Genomic DNA, 11,529 nt, shown 5'->3' on the forward strand with positions numbered 1-11,529 from the left:
CGCACACCGACCTTCGGTCGTTTTATCTTCGGGCCACCCCTTCGACCGGTATGAGCGAGGCCGACGCCGAGGCGGCGGAGCCCACCCCCGGCAAGACCGAAGTCTGGATCGAGAAGTACCGCCCGGAGCGACTCGTCGACATCAAGGGCCACGAGAACATCATCCCGCGCCTCGAGAACTACGTCGAACAGGACGACCTCCCCCACCTTCTTTTCGCGGGACCAGCCGGTACGGGAAAGACGACAGCGGCGAAGAGTATCGCTCGAGAGGTCTACGGCGACGACTGGCGCGAAAACTTTCTCGAGCTCAACGCCTCCGACCAGCGCGGGATCGACGTCGTCCGCGACCGGATCAAGGACTTCGCGCGCTCCTCGTTCGGCGGCTACTCTCACCGCATCATCTTTCTGGACGAGGCCGACGCGCTGACCTCCGACGCCCAGTCCGCGCTGCGCCGCACGATGGAGCAGTTCTCGAACAACACGCGCTTCATCCTCTCGTGTAACTACTCGAGCCAGATCATCGACCCCATCCAATCCCGCTGTGCGGTCTTCCGGTTCACCGAACTCTCCGAGGACGCCATCGAGGCGCAGGTCCGCGAAATCGCCGCGAACGAGGACATCGCGGTGACCGACGACGGCGTCGACGCGCTCGTCTACGCGGCCGACGGCGACATGCGGAAGGCGATCAACGCCCTGCAGGCCGCCGCGGTGATGGGCGAGACCGTCGACGAGGAGACCGTCTTCGCGATCACCACGACGGCCCGCCCCGAGGAGGTCGAGGCGATGGTCGGCCACGCCATCGACGGCGACTTCACCGCCGCTCGAGCCGCCCTCGAGGACCTCCTGACCGAGCGCGGGCTCGCCGGCGGCGACGTCATCGACCAGCTCCACCGCTCCGCCTGGGAGTTCGACATTCCGGAGCGGGCGACGGTCCGCCTGCTCGAGCGCCTGGGCGAGGTCGACTACCGGATCACCGAAGGCGCGAACGAGCGGCTGCAACTCGAGGCGATGCTGGCGTCGCTGGCGCTCGAGAACGAGGCCTGAAACGGTCCGCCGGGCCCGTATGCCGGTGCAGTCGTCTGGCGGGTCTCGGATGCGCCGGAACTGACGGAGAGTAGTCCGTACGAGAGGAAAACTGTGTGAATGGAACAGTAGGTTTTGGCTGGAATACAGTGAACGAAGTGTCCTGCTATCGTGGCAACAGGGGATCGCCACGCCCTCCCCAGCCGATTCGTTCGCGCCTCACGGCGCTCACTCATCCCTCGCACGGCTTTATACCGCGGCTCACAGTCTGTTCGCCGCGGCCCAGCGCGCGCCACCGCATGCCGTTGGCTGGTCTCGAGTGAGACGTGGCTACCCTGTACGGAACGGCTGAGTTACAGCCAGTTCGAGCCGCGTACCGCTGGTCGACTCTCGAACGGAGTCACTCTCCCTCCACGTCGGCCGGTTCGATCCCGCGAAACGAGACCGTGAGGCGACCGTTCGCGTCGGCGACGCCGACGTCCCAGCCGTGGGCATCGGCGATCCGTTCGACGGTACCGAGCCCGAAGCCGGTCCCGTCCGCCGCGGCCAACCGACCGGAGGCGGGATCCGCCTCGAGATCGGCGTCCGCCTCAGCGGCGGCCGGGTCGCGGCGAACGACGGCGAAGCCGTCGTCGGTCGCGCGGACGGTGACGACTGGCACTTCCTCGGTCGCCTCGTCCACGACGGCCACCAGCAGGGATTCGAGTAGCTCCCGCAAACGCGCCTTGTCGGCCTCGAGGACGCGATCGCTCGCCGCCCGCGTGACGAGCCGCGCGTCGCCGGTGTCGACGGCGACCCAGGCCCGCCGCGCAACGTCGTGGACGGCGACGGGTTCGGTCTCGACGATCACCTCGTCCCGTCGGGCGATCGCGACCAGCCGATCGACGAGTTCCCGCAGCCGCTCCTGCGCGTCGTCGACCGCCGCGAAGTGCTCCCGATCGCCGGTCTCCTCGGCGATCTCGAGGTAGCCGCGGGCGACGTTCAGCGGCGGTCGAACCTCGTCGGCGACCAGGGCCGCGATCGTCTCGAGGCGCGCTTCGGCGGCGGCCAGCTCACGTTCGCGGCGGTTGGTTTCGGTGACGTCGCTGTAGACGATCAATCCCTCGGGATTGTGGTCGGCGTCCTCGTTCCCCTCGGCGACCGCACCTCTGTGTTCGTCCCCGGCGGCGTTTACAGCGAGGGGGACCAGCGTGAGCAGGAACTCGCGGACGCCGTCGACGGTCTCGCGCCGGCTGCCGAGTTGGCGACGCTCGCCCGCCCGCAGCGACTCGAGGAGCGTCGCCCGCCGTCGCTCGAGACCCGGCGGGACGGTCGACTCGTCGACGGGGTCGCCGACGATCGTTTCGGGGTCGGTGCCGAACACGTCGACGAAGGTGTCGTTGACGCTCTGCACGACGGGCTCTCCGTCGACGACCTCGTACCGGACGGCCGGCTTCGGAACGTTCGCGAAGAGCGTTCGGTAGCGGTCGCGTTCGGCCGCCAGTTCGTCGCGTTCGGCCGCGAGTCGGTCGCGCTCGGTCCGTAGTCGGTCCCGTTCCCGACGCAAGCGCTCTCGCGCCGTGGTGTGGGTCGCGTCGGCGTCGAGTCGTTCGAGAACCGACGTGGCGATCCGGCCCCACGCCGCCAGGGCGTCGCAGTCGCGCTCGGCGAACGCGGCCGGCTCGTCGGCGGCCGCGTGCACGATTCCGACGTCGCCGACCGGAACGCAGTACAGCGACTCGACCCCCTCGAGCGGGGTCGCCAGCCGATCGTCGGTCGCGAGGTCGTCGATTCGGAGCGGCTCGCCCGTCCGGAGGACGTCTCCGAGCGGTCCCGCACGCGACGGCGACTCGAGCGCGTCGGCCGAGAGCCCCGGCGCGGTCGTCCGCGGGACGAGGTCACCGAAGCGGACCGTCGACAGCCAGCAGTACTCGGGTTCGAGCGCGTCTGCCGCGATTTCGATGACCAGTTCGAAGAGCCGATCGCGGTCGCGGCAGGCGACCAGTTCGGGGATCGACTCGAGGAGTACGTCGGCCGGTCCGTGGCTCGGTGGCGCCGGGACGCCGGCCATCGCGATCACGTCAGCCTCGGCATCGGTTTCGGTGTCGGATTCAGCCTCGGGATCTGTTTCGGCGTCGGTGTCGGATTCGACCTCGGCATCGGAGTCGGATTCGACCTCGGCATCGGAGTCGGATTCCGCGTCGATATCGCGCCCACCGGCGTTTCCGGTGGTCCCGACGCCGCCACAGACCCACTCGATCTCGTCCGCGAGGTGGGAAACGGCGTCGTCGGTATCGCGGCGGACGTAGCCGTCGATGCCGTCGGTCGACCGGGCGGCAGCGGGCGCGTACGACGCCTCGGAAAAGAGGATCACGGGCGCGGAGTCACAGGCCTCGACCACGTCGAGCAGATTCGACCCCGCCGCGGTCGTCGGCGTCTCGGCGAAGACGACGCAGTCGGACTCCGGCGCCCAGGTGCGGACCCGGTCGACGTCGGTCACGGCGCGGACCGACCGTTTCGGCCCCGACTCGACCCCTTCGAGCGCACCGGCACCGTCGCTGGCGGCCGTCTCCGAGGCGGCCACGTAGAGTACCGTTCGCGGTCGGGGGTTCGCTGGCGGAGTCGCCGTGCCGTCGCCGTTCAATTGTCTGTGTAGCGTGACTGTCCCGCACGATAAAGCTCTACTGTGCGTATCGAACGCTGAGTTGCAAGCGGAGATCGACGGGCTCCGGTCGCGGATCCGATCGGCCGTCGGTTCGGGAGACCCGGTGGAACACTACGACCCTCCGGCGCTCCGGTCGGTACGAGCGTGCCACGCCGACCGAACCCAGTTCAGCCAGTAGCTCCCGAGGATGGCGGCAGTCACGAGCCAGACGGGACTCATCGGCGCGTACCACTCGAGCACGTAGGACGGGGCGGTACCGACGAACCGGCCGACGCCGACGGCGGCGACGGTCGCGATCGCGGTGACCAACAACAACCGATCCTCGTCGATGCCGGCCCGCCAGAATCGAACGGACCCCACCCGCCGAACGTCGGCGGAGAGGAGTGCGAGTGCGGCTGCACTCGCGCCGACGGTCAACGCGACCGCGAGATCGAGATCGAGCACGTACGCACCGGCCACGGCGTCGCCGACGACGACCGGGACGAGGGGAAGACCGAACGACAGCAGCGGACCGCCGTTCCAGACCGCGTAGCAAAACGGCGCGAGCAGAATCGTCGCCGCCACCAGCGAGATGACGAGCAGGCTGAGCGTATCCAGCCCCGCTGTCAGCGGCGTGCGAAGGGCGTCGCCGATCGGTACCCCCGTTCCGACGTAGCTGGCGAGAAACATCGCGATGAGCCCCAGTACAGAGGCTCCCGCGAGCGCCGTCCGTCGCGGGTCGAGACCGAGCAGGGGGTGCTCGAGGGCAGCGCTAACGGCCGCCCGTACCTCGAGCGATCGGTGGTCGTCCGTCTCGGTACTCATGGGTCCTCCGCGACGACCGTCGCGAACCCGTCGTGATCGGGTGCCTTCGCGTTCGCCAGATCGATCGCACCGGGGGAGACCCGCCAGCCGGCTCCGTCGAAGATCGCTTCGATCGTGTCTCGGCCCCGCCGGTAGGAGGGGACCCCGTGCGTCGGCCGAGCGGGGGAATCCTCGTGGGCCTGCATCGAGACGACGCCTTCGAACGACCAGCACCGGACGTGGCGGCGACCGTTGACGCCGTAGTAGGCCTGGGCGGCCGTGGCCTGCTGGCGCACGTACGACTCGGTCTCCCGATCCCAGGCGAACCGCGTGTATTCCTCGGGGCCGCGTATCCACCCTTCTCCCTCGAGGACGGACATGACAGTCTCGAGGCCGCGCTCGCCGTCGGCTTCGGGGAGCACGACGACGTTGAACGGAGCGGTCGCGCGGAACCCGTCGACCGTCGGCTCGTAGTGGTAGCGACCGATCGGCGCGTCGTCTTCGTCGGTGATCGGTTCGTCGACCCAGTCGGCGACCGCCGCGGGGGGCTCGGCGGCCTCGACCGTCCCCGTCGGTTCCGTCGCGTCGGGCGGCGACGGGAGGAGGCTGATACCGGCGACCGTTCCGACGGCGGACAGGCCGACCTTCCGGAGGAGGGACCGTCTGGTCGTCATCGTCAGTATTCGACCTCGTTCGCGAACCCGCGTGTGTCACCGGGTCGATTCGGACTCGCTCGATCCGTCCCAGCGGATCGCGTCGTCCGAACACCCCCTCGGTTTCGCTCGAGATTCGCCATTACCGGTACGCTTCACTGGCAGATACTTATCAATTACTTATCTTAATCGAAGATGATATTGTAACTCCACCGGTTTAACAAATCACACCGGAGTATCGGGCGGATAGCTCGATTGCGGCGGTGCCGCGGGGCTCCGGTCCGTACGAAGACCGGTCGCCGCCGCCGCGAACGATCGCGTCGTGACGCCGGTTGCGGAACTGTTTTACGCGCTGCAGGGCCAATAGACGCGTAATGAGCGAACTAGAGGAGGAGTACCGCCTCGAGTACTTCGAGGAGGAAGGATTCGAGCGCAAAGAGTGTCCGGAGTGTGGCGCTCACTTCTGGTCGCGCGACGAGAGCAGGGTGACCTGCGGTGAACCGCCCTGCGAGGAGTACGGCTTCATCGACAACTCGGGATTCGACGAGTCGTACGATCTGTCGGAGATGCGCGAGGCTTTTCTCTCTTACTTCGAGGCCAACGAACACGAGCGAATCGATCCCTACCCGGTCGCGGCGAACCGCTGGCGCGACGACGTCCTGTTGACGCAGGCGTCGATCTACGACTTCCAGCCGCTGGTGACGAGCGGCGAGACGCCGCCGCCGGCGAACCCGCTGTGCGTCTCCCAGCCCTGCATCCGGATGCAGGACATCGACAACGTCGGCAAGACGGGTCGACACACGATGGCCTTCGAGATGATGGCCCACCACGCGTTCAACACGCGCGAGGACGTCGAGGAGGACGAGTACGCCTACCACGGCGAGGTCTACTGGAAGGACCACACCGTCGAACTCTGCGACGGCTTCTTCGAGTCGATGGGCGTCGATCTCGAGGAGGTCATCTACATCGAGGACCCGTGGGTCGGCGGCGGCAACGCCGGCCCCGCCATCGAGGTCATCTACCGCGGCGTCGAACTCGCCACACTGGTCTTCATGTCGATGGAACAGGACCCCGACGGCGAGTACGAGATGAAAGACGGGAACCGCTACAGCCCGATGGACACCTACATCGTCGACACCGGCTACGGGCTCGAGCGCTGGACCTGGGTCTCCCAGGGCACGCCGACGGTCTACGAGGCGGTCTACCCCGACATGATCGCGTTCCTCAAAGAGAACGCGGGGATCGACCACACCGAAGAAGAGGAGGAGCTGATCCACCGCACGGCCAAGCTCGCGGGCCACATGGACATCGACGAGGCCGAGGACATGGAGACCGCCCGCGGCGAGATCGCCGCCGAACTCGGCGTCGACGCCGCGGAACTCGAGGCGCTCGTGGAACCCCTCGAGGACATCTACGCGATCGCCGATCACTGCCGCACGCTGGCCTACATGCTGGGTGACGGCATCGTCCCTTCGAACGTCGGAACGGGCTACCTCGCGCGGATGGTGCTTCGCCGCACCAAGCGGCTCTGTGACACCGTCGGCATCGACGCACCGCTTGACGAACTCGTCGACATGCAAGCCGAGCGCCTCGCGTACGAGAACCGCGATACGATCCGCGATATCGTCCGCACCGAGGTCGAGAAGTACCGCGAGACGCTCGAGCGAGGCGGCCGCCGGGTCGAGACGCTGGCCGAGGAGTACGCGAAGAAGGGCGAGCCGATCCCGACCGAGGAACTGATCGAACTCTACGACTCCCACGGCATCCAGCCGGACATGGTCGCTGAGATCGCCGAGGAGACGGGCGCAGCGGTCGACGTTCCCGACGGCTTCTACAGCCTCGTCGCGAAGCGCCACGACACGCCCGAAGCGGCCGCGACCGCCGAGGAGGGCGAAAACGAGCGCTTCGAGGACCTCCCCGCGACGGAGAAACTCTACTACGACGACCAGGAGCGAACCCAGTTCGAGGCGGTCGTTCTGGACGTCTTCGAGCGCGAAGACGGCTACGACGTCGTCCTCGATCAGACGATGTTCTACCCGGAGGGCGGCGGTCAGCCCGCGGACGCGGGAACGCTTTCGACCGACGACACCACCGTGGAGATCGAGGACGTCCAGATCGTCGACGGCGTCATCCTCCACCGGGTCGACGAGGACCCCGGGAAGGGCGAACTGGTCAACGGCCAGGTCGACGGTGAGCGTCGCCGACAGCTCATGCGACACCACACCGCGACCCACATCGTCATTCACGCCGCACGGCAGGTGCTCGGCGAGCACATCCGACAGGCCGGTGCCCAGAAGGGCGTCGAGAGCTCGCGGATCGACGTTCGCCACTACGACCGGATCGACCGCGAGACCGTCAAACGGATCGAGAATCTCGCCAACGAGATCGTGATGGACAACACCGCGGTCTCCCAGGAGTGGCCCGACCGCCACGACGCGGAGGCCGAGTACGGCTTCGACCTCTACCAGGGCGGTATCCCGCCGGGCGAACAGATCCGCCTGATCCACGTCGACGAGGATACCCAGGCCTGCGGTGGCACGCACGTCGCCCGGACCGGCGACATCGGGACCATCAAGATTCTCACCACCGAGCGCGTGCAAGACGGTGTCGAGCGGATCACCTTCGCGGCCGGCGAAGCCGCCATCGCGGCGACCCAGGACAAAGAGGACGCGCTCTACGAGGCCGCCGAAATTCTCGATGTCTCTCCCGCAGACGTGCCCGAGACCGCCGAACGGTTCTTCGAGGAGTGGAAGGGACGGGGCAAGCAGATCGAGGACCTGAAAGAACAGCTCGCCGAGGCTCGAGCCGGCGGCGGTGGCGGCGGCGAGGAAGTCGACATCGGCGATGCGACGGCCGTCATCGACCGGATCGACGCCGACATGGACGAACTGCGCGCGACCGCGACTGCCATCGCCGAGGAGGGCAAGATCGCGGTCCTCGGCAGCGGCGAGAGCGGTGCCCAGTTCGTCGTGGCCGTGCCCGACGACGTGGGCGTCAACGCGGGCGAGGTCGTCGGCGAACTCGCCGGCCGAGTCGGCGGCGGCGGCGGCGGCCCGCCGGACTTCGCACAGGGCGGCGGCCCCAACGTCGAGGCGTTAGACGACGCGCTCGAGGACGCGCCGGACGTGTTGCGGCAAGTACTGAACGCCTGACCGCGACCCGCCGCTACGTCTCTCGTCGCTCGAATCGAATCGGTTCCTTCTTTCACCGTTCGTCCCGTCGGCCCCCACATGCCGACTGCGTCGAACGGCTCCGTCTCCATCCACTACGACCGCGCCGGCGAGGGCGAATCCGTCGTCTTCGTCTCCGAGGCCGGCCTCGGCGGCTGGCTCTGGGGCTGGCAACACGCCGCGATCGCCGGCCCCCACGAGGCCGTCGTCTGGGACCTCCGCGGGACCGGCCGCTCCGACCGACCCGACGGCCCCTACGCCCTCGAGACGCTCGTCGACGATCTCCAGGCGGTTCTTTCGGACTGCGAGATCCGCAACGCGCACCTCGTCGGCTGCGGGCTCGGCGGCGCGGTCGCGCTCGCGGCGGCCCGGATCTCGAGTCGCGTGGCGACGCTGACGCTCTTCGGAACCGCGCCTCGAGGGGCCGAGTACGACCTCGATCCGCTCTTCGCGCCGCCAAACGATCGGGACGCGCTTCGCCGATCGATCGCGGCGGGATTCTCAGACGACTTCCTCGAGGCCCAGCCCGACGTGCTGGACGGAATCGCTGACTGGCGCGCGGACGGCGACGCCGACCGCGAGGGGTGGGACGCCCAGGTTGGGGCGCTCGAGGGTTTCGATGCGACGGGGTGGCTGGTCGAGGTGACCCAGCCGACGCGGGTGATTCACGGCGGTGCGGACGAACTGGTCTCGCCCGCAGCCGGGCGGGACCTCGCTCGAGGGCTTCCGCGAGGGGAGTTCCGCGAACTCGAGGGGGCCGGCCACCTGGCGTTCATCGAGCGCTCGCGGACGGTCAACGATCTGTTGCTCGGCTTTCTCGAGGCGCAGACGGCCGATTCCGAGTGAGTCGGCCGGACCGGCGGTGGGACTTGACGCAAGCGCGAACCGTCGACCTCGGGGCGCCAGCTCGAGCGTCGGCCCGTCTTCCGGTTCCGTGCTTGCGCTTGACCCCCTGTCTACTACGTGCTCGAGCGTTGGAGCATTCACCGTGACTCTCTCGCTGGCTCGTCGGGCGGAACGATTTCCGGATCGGACGGCGGTCGTCGACGTCTCCGAGCGGCGACTCTACGCCCCCGCGGCGACGATTCACGAGGACCGCGTCTCCTACGGCGAGCTATCGACTATCGCGACGCGGACGGCCGAGCGGCTCTCGACCCTGGACGTCGGCCCCGGGGACGCCGTCTGTCTCCTCACGCGAAACCGGGTGGCCGCGATCGCGCTGTTTTTCGCCTGTCGACGGCTCGGTGCGACGTTCGCGCCGATCTCCCACCTGCTGACGCCAGCTACCGTCGAGCGCCCCTTCGACATCCTCGAGCCCGATCTGGTCGTCTCGGAGGCGGCTCAGCGGGATCTTGTCAGGTCGATCCCGTTCGATCGCTCGGTGACGCTCGAGGAACTGGTCGAAACCGAACGCGACGAAGTCGATGCCGACGAGCGACCGTCGATGGAAAACCCGCTGCTCGCCCTCCACGGCGAGACGGGGCGGCCGGTCGCCGGCTACTCGCCCGCGACGATCGAGCGCAACTGCTCCAGTGCCGTCGCGGCCTGGGGACTCGCTGCGAACGACGTCGTTCCACTCACGGCACCGCTGTCGACCCCGGCCGGCCTCGTTCGCGTCGCGCTGTCGGTGCTGTACGCCGGCGGTACGCTCCTGCTCGATCGAGCGTTCGATCCCGGCGACGCGCTGGCCGCGATCGAACAGGAGGGAGCAACGCTGTTGCCCGGTCGGGAGACAGTCCTCCGCGATCTCGCGGCCGAATCCGGCTTCGAGGACGCCGTCGCATCGCTCGAGCGGGCGATCTGCGAGGCCCCGGTCCACGACGAGGTGGTCGCGGCCTACCGAGACCGCGGCGTGCCGGTCGCACGGGTCTACGGCCGCCTCGAGTGTCCGACCGCGCTGAGCCAGGGATTTACCGACGATTCGGCGGATGCCGACGACGAATCCGGTGTCGGTCGACCGGTACCGGACTGTCGCGCCCGGTTGGTCGACGGCGACGGCGCGGTTCTCGAGGGTGCGGCCGACGGAACCCTGCAGCTCTCGGGGCCGATGGTCGCCGACGGCTACGTCGACGCTGCCGGAACCGACGACGAGAACCGGGACGACCCCGTCGAAACCGAGCGCGGACTCGAGGGCGGGGGTGGCGAGAGCGGCGACCGCGGTCGGTTCGCGGACGGCTGGTTCGATTCCGGCGAGCGATTCCGTCGCGACGCGTCCGGAAGCTATTACCTGCAGTGAGCGTCAGTCGGTCGACCGCTGCTGGCTTCCGGTCCCTCGACTCGAGTCCGAGGCGAGCGAGCCATCACCGGTCGCGGCAACGTCGGCACCGGGCGGAACACCTATTCCCGTCGAGTTGCCACTAGCGCCCAATGAGTCAGCTCCGAATCGCCGTTCTGAACGCGGCCCATCAGGACGAGAACACGACGCGAAACTTCCGGCGCGAACTCGACGCCTCCCTGGCGGAGTTCGACGCCACCGACGGCGCGGTCCCCGACGATTTCGACTACGACGGAGCCGTCGTGACCGGCTCTCGAGCGTCGGTGTACTGGGACGACGAGTGGATGCAGCCCGTCAAGGAGTGGGTCGGCGAGGCGATCGATCGCGGACTCCCCTTCCTCGGCGTCTGTTGGGGTCACCAGCTGCTGGCCGACGTTCTCGGCGGTACCGTCGCGGATATGGGCGTCTACGAGGTCGGCTACAGCGAGATCGACCAGGTCGCGGACGCGGAGTCGCGATTGTTCGACGGTATCGACGAGACGTTTACCGCCTTCACCAGCCACTCCGACGAGCTCGCAGCGTTGCCGCCGGGTGCCCAGCCCCTCGCCGAGAACGAGTACTCAAACCACGGCTTCCGCAAGGATCGGGTCTTCGGCGTCCAGTTCCACCCCGAGTACGATACGAAGACCGCCCGCGAACTCGTCCACCGGAAGGAGCTTTCCGACGAGCGCCTCGAGTCGATCCTCGGCGAAATCACGGACGCGAACTATCAACGGTCCTGCGAAGCGAAGCTCGTTTTCGACAACTTCCTCGAGTTCGTTCGCGAGGTGACGCGGATCGATACCGCTGCTGACGCGTCGGCTTCGCTCGGTCGTTCCGATTGAAGCGGTGTTCCGTTCCGCCCGGTGTCTGCTGCCAGCTACTGACGGTTCGGAACGGAACCCAACGAAAATATTTTCCTGAGAGGGGTCAAAATAAGGACATATGACGCCATCGATCGAGATCACGGAAACGACGCCCGACCGGCTCGAGGAGCTTTAGG

Annotated in this window: 8 protein-coding genes; 5 read left to right on the top strand and 3 right to left on the bottom strand. The window is 67.9% G+C overall.

Annotated features, from left to right (window positions below; all coding sequences use genetic code 11):
* Positions 1 to 50 precede the first annotated feature (50 nt).
* Positions 51 to 1,043 (top strand): replication factor C small subunit, encoded by a 993-nt coding sequence (locus AC0QDI_RS13220; RefSeq protein ID WP_474668847.1) that lies wholly within the window; start codon positions 51 to 53, stop codon positions 1,041 to 1,043.
* A gap of 379 nt (positions 1,044 to 1,422) precedes the next feature.
* On the opposite strand, the gene AC0QDI_RS13225 is transcribed toward AC0QDI_RS13220, so the two are convergent.
* From AC0QDI_RS13225 to AC0QDI_RS13235, 3 genes are all read right to left on the bottom strand, one after another.
* Positions 1,423 to 3,645, bottom strand: a complete 2,223-nt coding sequence (locus tag AC0QDI_RS13225; protein ID WP_474668849.1) for a GAF domain-containing protein — start codon at positions 3,643 to 3,645, stop codon at positions 1,423 to 1,425.
* A gap of 132 nt (positions 3,646 to 3,777) precedes the next feature.
* Positions 3,778 to 4,470 (bottom strand): hypothetical protein, encoded by a 693-nt coding sequence (locus tag AC0QDI_RS13230; protein WP_474668851.1) that lies wholly within the window; start codon positions 4,468 to 4,470, stop codon positions 3,778 to 3,780.
* Positions 4,467 to 5,123 (bottom strand): hypothetical protein, encoded by a 657-nt coding sequence (locus AC0QDI_RS13235; protein WP_474668853.1) that lies wholly within the window; start codon positions 5,121 to 5,123, stop codon positions 4,467 to 4,469. The genes AC0QDI_RS13230 and AC0QDI_RS13235 overlap by 4 nt, the downstream gene beginning before the upstream one ends.
* 353 nt (positions 5,124 to 5,476) lie before the next feature.
* Between AC0QDI_RS13235 and alaS the strand changes: the two genes are divergently transcribed.
* The 4 genes from alaS to AC0QDI_RS13255 all read left to right on the top strand — a co-directional run bounded on the left by alaS (position 5,477) and on the right by AC0QDI_RS13255 (position 11,371).
* The gene (gene alaS, locus AC0QDI_RS13240; protein ID WP_474668855.1) at positions 5,477 to 8,254 is read left to right on the top strand and encodes an alanine--tRNA ligase; all 2,778 of its coding nucleotides are present in this window, start codon (positions 5,477 to 5,479) and stop codon (positions 8,252 to 8,254) included.
* A gap of 78 nt (positions 8,255 to 8,332) precedes the next feature.
* The gene (locus AC0QDI_RS13245; protein ID WP_474668857.1) at positions 8,333 to 9,118 is read left to right on the top strand and encodes an alpha/beta fold hydrolase; all 786 of its coding nucleotides are present in this window, start codon (positions 8,333 to 8,335) and stop codon (positions 9,116 to 9,118) included.
* Between the two features lie 142 nt (positions 9,119 to 9,260).
* Positions 9,261 to 10,508 carry a class I adenylate-forming enzyme family protein gene (locus AC0QDI_RS13250; protein ID WP_474668859.1) on the top strand — a complete coding sequence of 416 codons (1,248 nt, stop codon included), beginning with the start codon at positions 9,261 to 9,263 and terminating at the stop codon, positions 10,506 to 10,508.
* Between the two features lie 131 nt (positions 10,509 to 10,639).
* Positions 10,640 to 11,371 (top strand): type 1 glutamine amidotransferase, encoded by a 732-nt coding sequence (locus AC0QDI_RS13255; RefSeq protein WP_474668861.1) that lies wholly within the window; start codon positions 10,640 to 10,642, stop codon positions 11,369 to 11,371.
* Positions 11,372 to 11,529: the final 158 nt, after the last annotated feature.

The sequence above is a fragment of the Natrinema sp. LJW11 genome, from assembly GCF_056135975.1.